We start from the raw sequence: 16,559 nt of genomic DNA, 5'->3' as shown, positions 1-16,559 counted from the left end.
TGACTTTCGGTAGATCCCGCGAGGGTGGTCCGCGCGGCCGGTCACGGCCGGGCGGACAGCAGTTCCACGAGGTGCTCGCCGATCGCGGCGACCGTCGGCTGCTGCCACAGCAGCGAGGCCGGCAGCTTGTGGCCGAAGCGCTTCTCCAGGCGCCGGCGGACGACCATGGTCATCACCGAGTCGAGCCCCTGCTCCACCAGGGAGCGGCGCACGTCCAGCGACGCCCGCGGCAGCCGCATCTCCCCGGCGATCTCCTCGGCGACGTCGTCCAGCAGCCGCGCGCGCAGTTCCTCCGTGTTCAGACCGGCGTACGACGAGCCGCCCGCCGGGGCCTGGACCTGAGGGGTGCCGGCGTCGACGGCCTCGCTCAGCACCGGCAGCGGCCGGCCGTCCGGCACCGGCCCGAGCCCGAGGACGGGGTAGCAGCCGGGGCCGCGGCGGGCCGCGTACTCCCAGGCGGCGAACGCCTCGTCGGCCGTGATGTCGGTGACGCCGCGCTCCCGCAGCTCCAGGTCGACCACCTCGTTGACGGCCATGCCCTGGCCGCGCCAGGAGGTCCAGGCGAAGCTGGTGGCGTCCGCGGGCAGGCCGTCCGCGGCAGCGGCCGCGTTGCGGTGCAGGGCCAGCGCGTCCAGGAAGGCGTTCGCCGAGCCGTAGGCGGCCTGGCCGGGCAGGCCGAGCAGCTGGCCGCAGGAGGAGAACAGCACGAAGAAGTCCAGCGTGCCGGCCGGGAACAGCTCGTGCAGCACCCGGGCGCCGGCCGCCTTGGGCCGCAGCACCCCGCGCAGCGACTCCTCGTCGGTGTGCGGGACCAGCCGGTTGTCCAGCACGCCCGCCGCGTGCACCACGCCCCGCACCGGCGGCAGACCGAGGGCGTCCGGGGCGAGGGCGCGGGCGGCCTCCGCCGCGTCGGCGACGTCCAGGGCGAGCGCCCGCACGGTGACGCCCGTCGCCTCCAGCTCCCGTACCACCGCGATGCGTTCGGCCGTGGCGGCGTCGGTGACCGCCTCCCACTCGGCGCGCGGCGGCAGGCCGGTCCGGCCGGCCAGCACCAGGCGGCGGGCGCCCCGCTCGGCGAGGAACCGGGCGATGCGCAGCCCGAGCACGCCGAGCCCGCCGGTGACCAGGTAGGTCCCGTCGGGCCGGCACACGAACGGCTGCGCGGCCGGCTCCCGGTCCGGGCGGGCCAGCCGGGCCACCGTGACGGCACCGTCCCGGACGGCGACAACGTCCTCACCGGGCGCCGCGCGCAGCACGTCCAGCAATGCGTCCACCGCGCCGGCCGGATCACCGGCCGGCAGGTCGACGACCCCGCCCCACAGCTCGCCGTGCTCGCCGCCGACCACCCGGCCCAGGCCCCACAGTGCGCCCTGGGCCGGTGCGGTGGCCTCCCGGCTCTCCAGGACGCCGGTGGTGAGGGCCCACAGCCGCGGGAAGACGGTGGTGTCCAGCGCGGCCAGCCGCCGGGTGGTGTCCAGCAGCAGCCAGGCCGGCGCGGTGCCGGTGTCGTCCGGGACGGCCGGGTCGGGCAGCACGACGACGTCCGTGGCCTCCGCGAGGCCGGGCAGGCCGTCCAGTTCGGCGGCGCTCTTCAGCAGCCGTACCCGCGCCCCGCCGGCGGTCAGCCGCTCGCCGAGGGCCACCGCGGTCGCGGAGCCGACGGCACCGACCAGCACGACGTCCTCGACACCGCGTCCCTCGCGGGGACCGCCGAGTGCGGCCGGCCGCCACTGGATCTCGTGCACCAGCCGGCGCGCCGGGGTCGCGCCCGCGGCGCCGTTCCCGACGTCGGCGTACCGCACCCCGCGCAGCGCGGCGAGCACCCGGCCGTCGGCCGCGGCGATCAGGACGTCGACGGTGCCGGTGGCGGCGTCGTGCCGTACCCGGACGTCGACGGCCGTGCCGTCCGCCGGGGGTTCCGGCGCGACGCGCACCTCGGCGACGCCCGCGACCATGCGCAGCGCCGCCGGTCCCGGGTAGGCGGAGGGGGCGATGGACAGGGCGGCGTCCAGGACCGGGGCCCAGGTGGCGGGTGCCCGCTCCGGCTGGCGGGCCAGCACCCGCGCGTGCAGCAGGCCCTCGGCGCGGCGCAGTGCCTCCACGGTCCACTCGAAGCCCATGGTGGGCACGCCCACCGAGGCCAGGTGCCGCAGGATCTCCGCCGGGTCGGCGTCCGCCGCGTCGGCCGGGAGTTCCGCCAGGGTGCCGGACGGCGCCTCGGGGACGGCGCTCACCGCGGTGGTGTGCACGAGCCAGTCGCCGTCGCCCTCGGCGGGCCGGGATGCGATCCGCACGGCGTCGTCCTCGCGGAGCACCTGCACCTCGCGCCGCTCGGCGGCGGTCAGCGGCACCCGCAGGGCCACATCGCGCAGGGTGTGCGCGCCGGGTCCGCCGGTGGCGGCCAGGAAGGTGTTCAGCAGGACGGCGGCGGGGACGATCTCGACGCCGTCGATGGTGTGGCTGCCCGGGTAGGGTCGGTTGCCCTCCTCCAGGTGGGTGCGCCACAGGGTCAGCGGGCGGCCGCCCACGCTGGTGGGCGAGCCGAGCAACGCGTGGGTGTCGGCGTCGTGTTCGAGGCTGCCCGCGGCGCCGGACGGGGACGTCCTGCGCCAGTGCGGAAGCCGCTGCCAGGCGGCGGCCGGCAGCGTGGTCAGGGCGCCGCACGGCTGCAGCCGGCGCCAGTCCACCGCGATGCCCGCGGTGTGCGCGGCGGCGAGCGCGGCCAGCAGGGAGAGCCGGTCCGACTGGTCGCGGCGCAGCGTGGAGCCCACGAACACGCCCTCGGTCAGCTCCTGTTCGGTCAGGGTCTCGCGGACGGAGTGGGCCACCACCGGGTGGGCCGACAGCTCCAGGAAGCGGCGGTGCCCGTCCTCGGCGGCGGCCTCGACGGCCGCGGCGAGCCGGACGGTGTTGCGCAGGTTGGCCGCCCAGTAGGCGCCGTCGGCGGCCGGCGTGGTCCGCGGGTCGGTCAGCGCGGTGCTGTACATCCGGATGCGCGGCGCGCGCGGGGTGAGGTCGTTGGCCGCGGCGGCGAGGTCCGCGACCAGCCCGTCCATCTGCGGGCTGTGGAAGGCGACGTCGGAGGCGACCCGGCGCACCTGCACGCCGTCCGCCTGCCAGGCGTCGATCAGCTTCTCGACCGCGGCCCGCTCACCGGTGATCACGGTGGAGCCCGGCGAGGAGGCGATGCCCGCGACGACGTCGGTACGGCCGTCGAGCCGGGCCTCGGTCTCGGCGAGGGACAGCCCGGCCATCGCCATCGCGCCCTTGCCGGCCACCCGCCGCAGCAGCAGCGAGCGGCGGCAGATCAACCGGGCGCCGTCCGTCACGGACAGCGCGCCGGCGGTCACGGCCGCGGCGATCTCGCCGACCGAGTGCCCGATGACGGCGTCCGGCTGCACGCCGTGCGCACGCCATACGGCGGCCAGTCCGATCTGCACCGCGAAGATCATCGTCTGGATGCGGTCCACGGTCTCGAAGTCGCCGTCGAGCAACAGCTGCCGCGGGGAGAAGCCGATCTCCTCCAGGAAGACGGGCTCCAGTTCGTCGATCGCCGCCGCGAACTCCGGTTCGCTGTCCAGCAGTTCGCGGCCCATGCCGGCCCACTGCGAGCCGTGTCCGGAGAACACCCAGACCAGGCCCGCCCCCGGGTCGGCCGGGGCGGTGCCGGTGACCGCCTGCCGGGACTCCTCGCCGTCGGCGATCAGCCGCAGCCCGGCGGCGAGTTCGGCGTGGCCGGCGGCGACGACCGCGGCCCGGTGCTCCAGGTGCGAGCGGCGCAGCGCAAGGGTGTGGCCGACCGAGTCGAGCGTGGTCTGCCGCCCGGTGCCGGTGAGCCACTCCGCGAGGTTGCGGGCCGCGGCGCGCAGGCCCTCCCGGGACCGGGCCGACAGCGGGAACAACCGGGCCTCGCCCGAATCGTGGGCCGGCTGCGCACCGGTGGCGCCGGCCGGCTCGGGTGCCTGTTCCAGCAGCACGTGGGCGATGGTGCCGCCGTAGCCGAACCCGGAGACCGCGGCGCGGCGCGGCCCCTCGTGCCGCGGCCAGGGGGTGCGCTCGGTGACCACCCGCAGTCCGTTGCCGTCCCAGTCGATCGCCGGGTTGCCCCGGGTGTGGTTCAGCGTGGGCGGGATCTCCCCGTGCGCCAGCGCGAGAACGGCCTTGAGCAGCCCGGCCGCGCCCGCACCGGCCTCCAGGTGGCCGATGTTGGGCTTCACCGAGCCGATCAGCAGCGGCTGCCCGGCCGGCCGCCCGGCGCCGTACACCGCGGACAGCGCGCCGGCCTCCAGCGGGTCGCCGAGCCGGGTGCCGGTGCCGTGCGCCTCCACGTAGTCCACGGTGCCGGCGTCGACGCCGGTGCGGCGCAGGGTCTCCGCCAGCAGCCGCTGCTGCGCGGTGCCGCTGGGCGCCATGATGCCGTTGGTGCGGCCGTCCTGGGAGACATGGCTGCCCCGGACCACCGCGAGGACCCGGTCGCCGTCGCGCCGGGCGTCGGACAGCCGCTTGAGGACGAGGACGGCACCGCCCTCGCCGCGCCCGTAGCCGTCGGCCGCGGCGTCGAACGGCTTGCACCGCCCGTCGGGCGCGGTGGCGCCGGCGGCTTCCAGGGTGAGCGACAGGCCCGGCCCGACGATCAGGTTGACCCCGCCGACCAGGGCGATGCCGCTCTCCCCGGCGCGCAGGCTCTGGCAGGCCAGATGGGTGGCGACCAGGGAGGCGGAGCAGGCGGTGTCCACCGCCATGCTCGGTCCGTGCAGGTCCAGGGCGTGGGAGATGCGGTTGGCGGCGGCGCACAGCGCGCTGCCGATGCCCGTCCAGGCCTCGATGGTCGGCAGGTCCTCCAGCAGCCGGCGGCCGTAGTCGTCGGAGCCGATGCCGACGAACACCCCGGTGTCGCCGCCGGCCAGGCTGAGCGGCGGGATGCCCGCGTCCTCCAGCGCCTCCCACACCACTTCGAGCAGCAGCCGCTGCTGGGGGTCCATCAGCTCCGCCTCGCGCGGGCTGAGCCCGAAGAAGGCGGAGTCGAATCCCTCGATGTCCTTGAGGAATCCGCCGGGGATGTCGGCGCGGCGCACCGCCGCGCCGTGGCTCGGGCCCTGCTCGCGGTAGGCGTCCCAGCGGCCGTCCGGAACCGGGCCGATGCCGTCCCGGCCGGAGAGCAGCATGTCCCAGAAAGCGGCGGGCGAGTCGGCGTCACCGGCGAGCCGGCACCCGGCCCCGATCACGGCAATGGGTTCGTCAGCAGTCACTACTTCGTCTCCTTGCCTTGGCATCGCCTGGTCAGCCGCACCACGGAGCGGGGTGCAGGATCCGTACGACGGCGCACGAGAGGGTCACGCCCGGGCCCACGCCGAGCATCAGCAGGTGGTCCCCGGGGCCGAGTTCGCCGGTGCGCAGCAGGTGGTCGAGCGACACGATCTGGTCACTGGCGCCGAGGTGGCCGACGGTCCGGCCGAACTCCCAGGTCGACCGCTCCATCGGCAGGCCGAGGGCGGCCATGCAGCGCTGCTCGACGATCTCCCGCGAGTAGTTCATGTAGGCGACGCGGGTGACGTCGGACAGGGTGATCCCGGAGGCGTCGAGGACTCGGTCGACGAGTTCCAGGGTCCGGGCGTGCACCTTCACCAGGGCGGCGGTGCCGGTGCCCGAGGCCAGCGCGGCCTGCTTGTACTCGGCGTTGCGCGCCTGGAAGTCCAGGGCCCGGCCGGTCGTCGGCCCGGGCGGGAAGAGCGGTTCGGTGCCGCGGTGCATCTGCTCGGCCTCCGAGACGGTGACCGACTCCACCGCGAGGAGCTGCGCGAACGAGGGCCGTGTGGTGAGCAGTACGGCGCTGGCGGCGTCGCCCGCGACATAGCCCGGCCCCATCCGCCAGCGGTCCATCATCGGCGTGCCGAAGTTGTCGGAGGCGACGAGCAGCGCGGTCGGCGCCTGGTCCTCGCTCTGAGGTGCCGGCCGGCCGCGCAGGTACCAGGAGCCCAGCTCCAGGGCGGCGAACATGCCGTTGCAGCCCTGGCGTACCTCGACCGCCAGGGCCTGGTCGCCGACCAGGTGCCGTTGCAGGTAGTACTGCGGCTGCCAGCCGTCGGGGCCCTGGTGCCAGGAGTCCGCGTACAGCAGCAGGTCGGTGTCGTCGGGACGGTGGCCGGCCCGCTTGCACGCCTCCTCGGCGGCCCGCAGCGCCATCTCGGGGGCCGGGGTGTCCCCGGCCACCGCCGCGCCGGCCAGCTCGTGCAGCTCGGCCTCGAACTCGGGGTAGAGCCCCTGGGCGACGGCCTCGTCGATGCTCGTGGTGCCCGGGAGGTAGACCCCGAGTCCCTTGATGAATACGTCGGGCGTGCGCAAGGCCGCCTCGCCTCCTCGGTCGTGTTACGTCGGGTGGTGCGGGGGGTGCCGGTCAGAGCCGGGCGGCCGTGTCCGTCAGCTCGTGCACCAGCCGGTCCAGCAGTGCGTCGGCCTCGGCCCGGGAGAACGCGTCGGGACGGTGCCCGAGCCGCAGCCGCAACCGCGGCCCGGGCAGCGCGACCAGCCGCAACGCGAAGTGCGTCCCGTCCCGCACCTCGACCCCGACGACCCGCGGCCCGCGCGCGCCGGCAGGGGTGTCCGTGCCGCCCGTGCCGCCCGCGTCGGCAACAGCGTCCGTGCCGCCTGCGCGATCCGGGTTGCTCGTGGCGTGTGCGCCGAAGGCGCCGTCCGGTCCGCCTGCGCCGCCCGTGGCCTCCACGCCCCCCGCGCCCGTGGCGTCGAAGGCGTACGTGACGAAGGTGGTTGCGGTGTCGAACAGGGTGCCGTCCCGGTGACCCGTGACGGGTGCCTGGCGTTGGATGTCGGCGAGGGGGAGGTGGTGGTGCGGGAGCAGCCGGGTCTGTTCCTGTTGCAGGCGGGCCAGCATCCGGGGCAGCGGCTCGTCGGGGCGCAGCCGCAGGCGGACCGGCACGGTGTTGGTGAGCAGTCCCACCATGTCCGCGACCCGGGGCAGCTCCGGCGGCCGGCCCGACACCGACGTGCCGAAGACGACGTCGTCGCTGCCGGTGAGCCGCGCCAGCAGCAGCCCCCACGCGGCCTGCACGGCCGTGTTCAGGGTGAGCCCGTGGGCCCGGACGCCGGCGGTGAGCGCCGCGGTGGTCTCCTCGTCGAGGGCGCGCTCGCGGTGCTGCTGCCGTTCGGGCGCCGGCCCGGACACGTCCGGGGCGACGTACGTGGGTCCGGGCAGCCCGGCGAGCGCCTCGCCCCAGGCCTGCCGGGCGGCCCCGCGGTCCTGCCGGGCCAGCCAGCGCAGGTGCTCCCGGTGCGCGGGAGCCGGGGGCAGCGCGCGGGCGTCCGCACCGCTGCGGTACAGCGCGAACAGCTCCCGTACCAGGATCCCCGTGGACCAGCCGTCCCACAGGATGTGATGGCCGGTCAGCACGATCCGGTGGCGGTCGTCGGCCAGCCGCAGCACCAGGAACCGCAGCAGCGGCGGTGCCGTCATGTCGAAGGGCCGCTCCCGCTCCCGCGCGGCCAGCAGTTCGGCCCGCTCCGGCCGGTCCTGCGCCGGCAGGCCGGTCAGGTCCTCCTCCGTCCAGGGCGGCCGGACGTCCGCGCAGACCACCTGCACCGGCCGGGACAGCCCCGCGTGCCGGAACGCCACCCGCAGCCCGGAGTGCCGGTCCAGCAGCGCGGTGGCCGCCGCCCGCAGCAGTCCCTGGTCCAGTGGCCCCTGGACGTCCAGGCGGAGCTGGGCGGCGTAGGCGTCGACGCCGCCCTCGGCCAGGATGCTGTGGAAGAGCAGCCCCTCCTGCAGCGGGGCCAGCGGGAGCACCTCGGTCAGGCCGGGGTGGGCCACGGCCAGCGCCTCCCGCTCGTCCGGCGCCAGGGTGACCAGGTCGGCGGCGGCCGGCCCGGCCGGCTCGGCGTCGGTGACCTGCCGGGCCAGCGGTGCGAGTCCGGCGGGCGTGGGGTGCGCGAAGACGTCGGCCAGCTCCACGGCGAGGCCGCGTTCGCGGGCCCGGGTCACCACCTTCAGCGCGCCGATGCTGTCGCCTCCCCGGTCGAAGAACGAGTCACCGGCACCCACCCGGTCCGCGCCGAGGACATCGGCGAACACGGCGCACAGCTCCTTCTCCCGGGCGGTGCGCGGCTCCCGGAACTCCCCGGTGTCCGCGCCCAAGTCCGGGGCGGGCAACGCCCGTTCGTCCACCTTGCCGTTCGGCGACAGCGGCAGCTCGGCCAGCGGGACCACGGCCGCGGGGACCATGTGCGAGGGCAGGGAGCGGGCCGCGAACCGGCGCAGTCCGGCCGGGTCGGCGTCGGTGTCCGGGCGGGGGACGACGTAGGCCACCAGCTGCCGGTGGCCGGCCCGGTCCTCGCGCACGGTGACCACCGCGGCGTCCACCGCCGGGTGGGCGGCGAGGACGGCCCGGATCTCGCCGGGCTCCACCCGGAACCCGCGGATCTTGATCTGGTCGTCGGCCCGGCCCAGGTACGCCAGCTGGCCGTCGGGCCGCCACCGGACGAGGTCGCCGGTGCGGTACATCCGGCCCCCCGGCGCGCCGTACGGGCAGGGCAGGAACCGTTCGCCGGTCAGCGCGGGACGCCCCAGATAGCCGTGGGCCACCCCGTCGCCGGCGATGTACAGCTCGCCGACCGCGCCCGGTACGACGGGCAGCAGGGCCTCGTCCAGCACGTACACCCGGCAGCCCGCGACCGGGGTGCCGACCGGCACGTCCTGTCCGTCGTCCAGCGGCCGGCTCACCGTGCTGGTCACGGTCGCCTCGGTGACGCCGTACTCGTTGAAGACGCGCCGGCCGCCGCCGGTCCAGCGGCGCAGCACCTCGGGGGCCGGGGGCTCGCCGCCGGTGATCAGCACGCGCAGGGCCGGCAGGTCGTCGGCGGGCAGCCGGGTCAGGAACGCCGGCGGGATCGCGGCATGGGTGACCCGGTGGGCGCGGAGCAGCCGGGCCAGCGCCTCGCCGCTGGTGATGCGGCCGGGCGGCGCCAGCACCAGCCGGGCGCCCGCCGCCAGCGCGGGCCAGATGTCGGCCATCGCCACGTCGAAGCCGGGCGAGACCAGTTGCAGCACCCGGCCGTCGGGGCCGAGGCCGTAGCGGTCGATGTGGTCCGCGATCAGGGTGCGCAGCGCCCGGTGCGGCACGACGACGCCCTTGGGGCGGCCGGTCGAGCCGGAGGTGTGGATCACGTAGGCCGGCAGCTCCGGGTCGGGGTCGGGCCGCGCCGCGCTCCCCCTGCTCCCGCCGGCGGGGGCCCGCCCGTCCTGTCCGCTCTGCCGTTCCTCCAGCAGCAGGCACGGCGTCGTGGCGGGCAGCCGGGAGCGGCTGCCCGCCACGCTGATCACGAGGGCCGGCGCGGTGTCGTCGAGGATGGACGCGATCCGCTCGGCCGGATGCGCCAGGTCGAGCGGTACGAACGCCGCCCCCGCCTTCAGCACCGCCAGCAGGGCGGCCACCAGTCCGGCGGAGCGGGGCAGCGCGATGCCGACCAGGTCCCCGGGCCCGACCCCGCGTTCGGCCAGCCGCTCGGCCAACTGCTCGGAAAGCACGTCGAGTTCGCGGTACGACAGCTCGGCCGGGCCGTCCACGACCGCGACGGCGTCGGGTGCGCCGGCCGCCCGCTGCCGGAACAGGGCCACCACGGTGGCGTCGTCCGCGGGGGCAGGCGCGCCCTCGCCCGCGGCGAACAGCCGGGCCCGTTCCGCGGGGAGCAGCACGTCGGCCGTGTCGAGCACGGCGTGCGGCTGCTCGGCGACGGTCCGCACGAACCGGGTCAGCCGCGCCAGGTGCTCCTCCAGGGCGGGCAGGTCGTACCGGTCGGGGTTGCCCTCCAGGACCAGCATCGTGGCCTCGCCCGTCGGGTCCGGGCGCACGGTGACGAAGAGGTCGGGCACCGGGCCCGAGGCCAGGTTGTGCGAGGTGGCCGGGTGCGGTCCGAAGCGCAGCGCACCGCCGTACGGCATGAAGTTGACGATCGGGCCCAGCAGCGCGCTCATGTCGCCGTCCGCGCCGAGTTCGCGGTGCAGGTCCTCCAGCCGGAACCGCTCGTGCCGCAGCGCCCGGTGCATCTCGCGGGTCATGGGCGGCACGAGCCCGGCCAGCGTGCTGCCGGGCGCGGCGTCCAGCCGCAGGGGCACGGTGTTGGTCACCATGCCGGGAGTACGGCGGGCCGCCACGCTGCGCCGGGCCGTGACCGGAAGGCCGAGCACCACGTCGGCGCGGCCGGACAGGCGGGACACGTAGGCGGCGACCGCGGTGGCGAACACCACCTGCCAGGTGGTGCCGGTGGCCGCGGCCGCCTTCTCCAGCAGGCCGACGTCGGCGGGCTGGAGCAGCCGGGTCAGGCGCGGTCGCAGCAGGTCCTCGGGGAGCGGGGCGAGGGGGCCGGCCGGGGCGGGGACGCGGGCCGGTTCGGGCCGGTCGGAAAACCGGTCGAGCCAATAGGAGCGGTCGGCCGCGAAATCGTCGGAGTCGCGGTAGTTCCGCTCTTCCGCATACAGGTCGGCAAGCGTTCCGAAGGCGCCGTCGGACGCCTCTTCACCGGGGGGCTCGGGGTTCCGCTCCAGCGCCGAATAGATTTCCGCCAGGCGGCGGCCCAGGAGATGAACTCCGTATCCGTCGACGGCGACGTGGTGTATTCGATAGTAGAAGATCGTACGAGCCTCGGAAAGCCGCAGCAGGGCGAACGCGGACAGCGGCCCGGTGGCCAGGTCGATGGGCCGGCGCACGTCCTCGTGCATCCAGCGCAGCGCGTCCCGGAGCGCCGCGTCGGACCCCGAAAAGTCGATCAACGGCAGGTCGGCCGCGTGCTCCGGGTCGACCACCTGCCACAGGCCGGCGTCCTCGACCACCGCGCGGACGCGCACCACCTCGGCCTCCGCCCGCAGCAGCGCCCAGGCGGCGCGGAGCCGGCCGAGGTCGGCGGCGCCGTCGATGAGGATGTACTCGGCGCAGGTGAACCGCTGCCCCGAGGGATCCAGCCGATGGGCGAACCAGATTCCCTGCTGGCCGGCGGACAAAGGCAGTCGCATCGCGTCCCTGTCTCCCATTCTCGACTCCATTGCTCGCCTATCCCGGCCACCATGGGGACAGCTGCTATAGCCGATCTATACGGCCCCGGCTATCGACCGAATAGCGAAGAAATATAGAAGCCGTCCTCAGGCTCTTCAGCGAGCTGACGCCGAAAGGAGAAGCCGTGGAGGAAGACCGCGACGACGCATGGGCACCGCATGTCGTCAGGCCGGACGCGCGGACCCCCGCCACCGCGCAGGGGCTGCTCGGCCTGCTGGAAGAGCTCGGCGACCTGACCGAGCTGCTGGCCCGGCACAAGGCGGTGGTCTTCCGCGGCTTCGGGATCGACCCGGCCGAGCTGGACACGGTGATGGCACCGCTGCTGCCCCGGCGGCTCGCCTACGTCCACGGCAACTCGCCGCGTACCAAGGTGGGCCAGAACGTCTACACCTCGACCGAGTACCCGCCGCAGTACACCATCTCGATGCACAACGAGATGAGCTACGCCCACCAGTGGCCCGCCCGGCTGCTGTTCTTCTGCGAGCGCGCCCCCGAGACCGGCGGCGCCACCCCGGTGGTGGACGGCGCGCGCTGGCTGCGGCTGCTGGACCCGGAGGTCCGGGAGAGCTTCGCGCAGGGGGTGCGCTACACGCAGAACCTGCACGGCGGGCGGGGCTTCGGCAAGAGCTGGCAGGAGACCTTCGAGACCGACTCCCGGGACGACGTCGAGAAGTTCCTGGAGAGCGCCGAGGCGCAGTACGAGTGGAAGCCGGACGGCGGCCTGCGGGTGACGCAGGTGCGGCCGGCGACCGTGCGCCATCCCGTCACCGGCACGGAGGTCTGGTTCAACCAGGCCGACCAGTGGCACGCCGCCGGGCTCGGCGACGAGACGGCGGCGGCGCTCAGCCGGATCATGCCGGAGCGGGACCTGCCGCAGTCCGTGTCCTTCGCGGACGGCTCCCCGATACCGGACGCCTACGTCACCCAGGTCCGCGACCGCGGTCTGGACGCCGCCGTCGACGTCGACTGGCAGGCCGGCGACCTGCTGCTCATCGACAACGTCCTCGTCGCCCACGGCCGACGCCCCTTCACGGGCCCGCGCCGCGTCCTGGTGGCCATGTCGGACTGAGCCGACCACGAAGCCTTCCGGGGCCGGGTAGTCAGTGGGTCCGGGTAGTCGGAGGGGTGCGGGTAGTCGGAGGGGCCCGGAAGCCGGATGAGCCGGGAAGCCGGATGGGTCGGGAAGCCGGACGGGCCGGGCAGTCGGACGGGTCGGGTAGTCGGACGGGCCGGGTAGTCGGAAGGGTCCGGGTAGTCGGACGGGTCGGGTAGTCGGACGGGTCGGAAAGCCGGAAGGGTCCGGAAGCCGGATGGGCCGGGTAGTCAGAGGGCCCGGGTAGCCGGAGGGCCCGGGAGGGCCCGGGTAGTCGGAGGGCCCGGGCAGTCGGACGGGTCCGGGTAGTCGGACGGGTCGGGTAGTCGGAAGGGTCCGGGAAGCCGGAAGGGCCGGGTAGTCGGAGGGCCCGGGTAGTCGGAGGGCCCGGGCAGTCGGACGGGTCCGGAAGCCGGAAGGGTCGGGTAGTCGGACGGGTCGGGAAGCCGGAAGGGCCCGGAAGCCGGAAGGGCCGGGCAGTCGGAGGGGCCGGGAAGCCGGACGGATCGGGAAGCCGGAAGGGCCGGGCAGTCGGAGGGGCCGGGAAGCAGGAGGGACCGGGTAGTCAGACGGGTCGGGAAGCCGGACGGGTCGGGAAATCGGAGGGGCCGGGAAGCAGGAGGGACCGGGTAGTCAGACGGGTCGGGAAGCCGGACGGGTCGGGAAATCGGACGGGTCCGGAAGCCGGAAGGGACGGGAAGTCGGAAGGGCCGCGACGCCGTCCCGCGGCCCGTCCCCGGTTTCCTCAGCGCACTATGACGTTACGGCTGAGGGGGCCGCGGTCGGCGGGAGCCTCCTCGTGCCACGGGTGGGCGAACGGGCCGGCCGCCGACGGCGTCATGATCGGGGTGCGGATGGCCATCGCGGTGAGCGGGGCGCCGCCTCGTCGCTCCGCTCTCTGCGCGGGCACGCCGATGAGCTGGGCGTACCAGCTCTGGTCGATGCCTCCGGCGAGGATCGCCTCGTAGGTGCGGCGCAGTGCCGAGCCCGGGTCGACCCCGAGTTCCTCCTCCAGCCTGCGGCGGCCCTCGTGGTACACGGCGAAGGCCTCGGCCTGCCGGTTGGACGCGTACAGCACCACCATGAGCTGGGCGCGCAGGGTCTCGCGCAGCGGGTGGGCGTGGACCAGGCCGATGAGTTCCGAGGCCAGCTGGTCGTGCCGGCCCAGCGCGAGGTCCGCGAGGATGCGGCCCTCCAGCGCCTCCATGTAGGCCTCCTCGATGATCGGCCGCTCGGTCTCGCCCAGGTGGTCGGTCACGTCGGTGAGGGTGGGGCCCCGCCACAGGGACAGGGCGGCGCGCAGGTTGTCCGCCGCGTCGTCGTACCGGCGGGAGGACAGCGCGTCGCGGCCCGCCCGGCACAGCACGGTGAAGTCCCCGTAGTCGAACCGTCCGGCGGTGATGCGCATCAGGTAGCCGGACCCCTTGCGGACGATCTCCGCGTGGTCCTCCAGGTGCTGGCGCAGCCGGGAGGCGTAGGTGTAGAGCTGCGCCTGATGGGTGGAGGGCGGCTCGCTCCCCCATAAGGCCTGGCTGAGCCGGTAGTCCGGGATGACCCGCCCGCCGGCCAGCAGGAGGGCGGCGAGCATGGTGCGCTGCTTGGTTCCGCTGAGCGGGACCTCCGCGGCGCCTGACCATATTCCGACCGGGCCCAGGATTCTGAATTGCATCACGTACTGTGCTCCTTATCGGCCGTGCTGATCGCGCAGCGGGCACATGGCGAACACACAAACGCCAGGTGTCGCGACAGGACGTTTTTTGGCTGCTTGGCGCCGTTAAAGAGGATTTTCCAGAGCGTTCAGCTCAATGGAAGGAATGCGCGACCTCGCGCGGTCGCGGAAGAAAGACATGATCAAGCCCCCGTTTCCTCGTCGGCTTTGACCTGGTCGGATCGGTCAAAATTGGCCGACTCCGTGAGCGTAATCACGTGTGCGAACGTGCGTCAAGGGGTGGAAAATGCGGTCTCCGCCTGCGCCGGAGGCCGGATCGAAAGGGTGGCTGGATTGCGAATGAAGGAGGAGATGACGTCCTGCTGACGCTATATGTGGATCTTCGGCTATGTCTGAGTTGCGGGGGGTTGCGAGGGCCGGAACGGGGGACATCCCCAGGTCGGCCGCCACTCGGAACTTTCGGTTCCAGCCACCTGCAAATGATCTTTGGCAGGTGTAATTTTCCCTGAGCGCCCGCCTGAATCCGGTCGATCGGCGACGGCCGGCGGCACCCGCTTCACCGGCGCTCAGCAGCGGTGCACACGACACGGCCGCGGACCCCGGGGCCGCGCCCGGCGCACCCGTGCCGACCTTCGGTGACGGGCCTGTGCATAGGCTCGGTATAGGCCAAATATCGAAGCCGCGCAGATGATCGACGGGCGGTCGAAGGAGCGTCTCCGCTTGGGGTGTCCGATGGTGTGTGGCTGCCCCTCCTGGACGAGATTGGGCTGCACCACATGGCGACTGTCATCTCGAACCCCGTCGATTTCAATGTGGAGGATCTCTATGTCGACCTGATGCCCAGTCTCGGACGGCAGCTCTTCCTCAAGTGTGAGGGGTTCAATTTCTCCGGCTCGGTCAAGATAAAGGCCGCCGCCGAAATGGTCCGGGAGAAAGAGCGGGCCGGCGACATCCGCCCGGGCGACACGCTGATCGAGTCGTCGTCGGGAAACATGGGCGTCGCCCTCGGCCTCGTCGCCGCGAGCCGCGGCTACCGCTTCGTCTGCGTGACCGATGTCCGCAGCACCGGCACCGCACGCCGCCTCATGGAGACCTTCGGTACCGAGGTCCACGTCGTCACCGAGCCCGACCCCGAGGGCGGATTCCTCGGCGCCCGCCTCGCCCTCGTCCAGCGGCTGCTGGAGAAGAACCCCGAATACCTGTGGCTGAACCAGTACGCCAACCCCGGCAACTGGACGAGCCACTACCGCACCACCGCCCCGGCGATCGCCGAGGCCTTTCCCGGCCTGGACGTGCTGTTCATCGGCGCGGGCACCACCGGCACGCTCATGGGCTGCGCCACCTACTTCCGGGAGAACCTGCCCTCGGTCCGGGTCGTCGCGATCGACACGACGGGTTCGGTGACCTTCGGCGGACCGGCCGGACGCCGGCTGATCCCGGGCCTGGGCACCGGGGTGCGCCCGCAGATCCTCGACCCCTCGCTGTTCGACGACGTGGTGTACGTCTCCGAGCCCGACACGGTCCGCATGTGTCACCGGCTGGTCGGCCACGGCTTCCTCTTCGGCGGCTCGACGGGCACGGTCGTCAGCGGCGCGCTCGACTGGCTGACCACCCGGGGCGGCGACGGACTGACCGCGGTCGCCGTCGCACCCGACCTGGGTGCGAGCTACCTGGAGACCGTCTACGACCAGGAGTGGCTGACCCGGTCGTACGGACCCGGACTGCTGGACGCACTGCTGGACGCCTGACGGCGGCACCGGCGCCGCAAAGGACGCACAGCGCGATGGGAGAAGGCGGGAACGACCGTGAACAGTAAGTGGCTGAGGCGGTTCGACACCACCACGGCCCGCGGGCCGCGCCTGGTGTGCTTCCCCCACGCCGGCGGCGCCGCCAGCAGCTTCCTGCCGCTGGCCCGGGAACTCGCGCCGGACGTCGACGTCGTCGCCGTCCAGTACCCCGGCCGCCAGGAGCGGTTCGACGAGCCGCCGGTCGAGGACCTCGGCCGGCTGGCGGACCACATCGCCGCGGCCCTGCGCCCGCTCACCGACGGCCCCTACGCGGTCTTCGGCCACAGCATGGGCGGGCTGCTCGCCTACGAGACCGTGCGCCGCCTGGAACGGTGGCGGCTCCCGGAACCGTCCCGGCTGTTCGTCTCCGGGCAGGTGCCGCCCCGCGACCGGCGCAGCGACTACGGCATCGCCGCCGACGACGCCGAGATCGTCGCGGAACTGCGCGCACTCGGCGGCACCGCGGCGGTCGTCCTCGACGACCCCGACCTGATGGCCCTCGTGCTCCCGGCCGTCCGCGCCGACTACCGGGCGCTGCGCGGCTACACCTGGGCCCCGGGGCCCCCGCTGCGCTGCCGGATCAGCGCGCTGGTGGGCGACAGCGACCCGGTGGCCACGGCCGAGGCCGCGGCCGGCTGGTCCGCGTACTCCGTCGCCGGGGCCGATGTGACCGAGTTCCGCGGCGGCCACTTCTACCTGGAGGAGCGGCTCACCGAGGTGGCCGCCCTCATCGACGCCACCCTCGGCGTGCACACCGGCTGAACCGCGCCGGCGGTGGCGGATCCGCCGGCTTCGGTGAATCTGCACACCGCGTGCGCAATCCCCGCCCGCGCGCCGGGAGTCGGCGCCCGGGCCCGCCGCAGGATTCCCCGTTCGTGCGGAGTGTCCCGTTCCGTCGGCGGGGGCGCATGCCGCGCCGGGTCACGGAGCCGCGGGAATCATGGAGAGGCTGT

7 protein-coding genes are annotated in these 16,559 nt (G+C 74.3%); 3 read left to right on the top strand and 4 right to left on the bottom strand.

The annotated features are described in order from the left end of the window. Positions 1-41 precede the first annotated feature (41 nt). The 3 genes from ACIP4Y_RS27825 to ACIP4Y_RS27815 are packed head-to-tail and all read right to left on the bottom strand — an operon-like array spanning position 42 to position 11,017. Entirely contained in the window at positions 42-5,249 is a 5,208-nt protein-coding gene (locus ACIP4Y_RS27825; RefSeq protein ID WP_401398405.1) for a type I polyketide synthase, read from the bottom strand. Between the two features lie 31 nt (positions 5,250-5,280). After that, positions 5,281-6,342 (bottom strand): ketoacyl-ACP synthase III family protein, encoded by a 1,062-nt coding sequence (locus ACIP4Y_RS27820; RefSeq protein ID WP_358646785.1) that lies wholly within the window; start codon positions 6,340-6,342, stop codon positions 5,281-5,283. Between the two features lie 52 nt (positions 6,343-6,394). Then, complete coding sequence (locus tag ACIP4Y_RS27815; RefSeq protein WP_401398403.1) at positions 6,395-11,017, bottom strand: amino acid adenylation domain-containing protein; 4,623 nt, start codon at positions 11,015-11,017, stop codon at positions 6,395-6,397. 164 nt (positions 11,018-11,181) lie between these two features. Between ACIP4Y_RS27815 and ACIP4Y_RS27810 the strand changes: the two genes are divergently transcribed. Continuing rightward, the gene (locus ACIP4Y_RS27810; protein ID WP_401398402.1) at positions 11,182-12,126 is read left to right on the top strand and encodes a TauD/TfdA family dioxygenase; all 945 of its coding nucleotides are present in this window, start codon (positions 11,182-11,184) and stop codon (positions 12,124-12,126) included. Between the two features lie 769 nt (positions 12,127-12,895). Here ACIP4Y_RS27810 and ACIP4Y_RS27805 read toward each other — a convergent pair. Continuing rightward, a complete protein-coding gene (locus ACIP4Y_RS27805; RefSeq protein ID WP_358646790.1) occupies positions 12,896-13,819 on the bottom strand; it encodes an AfsR/SARP family transcriptional regulator in 924 nt (307 codons plus the stop codon). A 776-nt stretch (positions 13,820-14,595) separates the two neighbouring features. Between ACIP4Y_RS27805 and sbnA the strand changes: the two genes are divergently transcribed. Continuing rightward, complete coding sequence (sbnA, locus tag ACIP4Y_RS27800; RefSeq protein WP_401398399.1) at positions 14,596-15,567, top strand: 2,3-diaminopropionate biosynthesis protein SbnA; 972 nt, start codon at positions 14,596-14,598, stop codon at positions 15,565-15,567. Positions 15,568-15,624: 57 nt separating this feature from the next. Beyond that, positions 15,625-16,368, top strand: a complete 744-nt coding sequence (locus tag ACIP4Y_RS27795; protein ID WP_401398397.1) for a thioesterase II family protein — start codon at positions 15,625-15,627, stop codon at positions 16,366-16,368. Positions 16,369-16,559: the final 191 nt, after the last annotated feature.

Origin of the sequence: Streptomyces sp. NPDC088810 (genome assembly GCF_044750305.1) — a bacterium.
GTDB lineage: Bacteria > Actinomycetota > Actinomycetes > Streptomycetales > Streptomycetaceae > Streptomyces.
The sequence above is the reverse complement of the archived record's forward strand: the minus strand, read 5'-3'. Positions and strand labels throughout refer to the sequence as shown.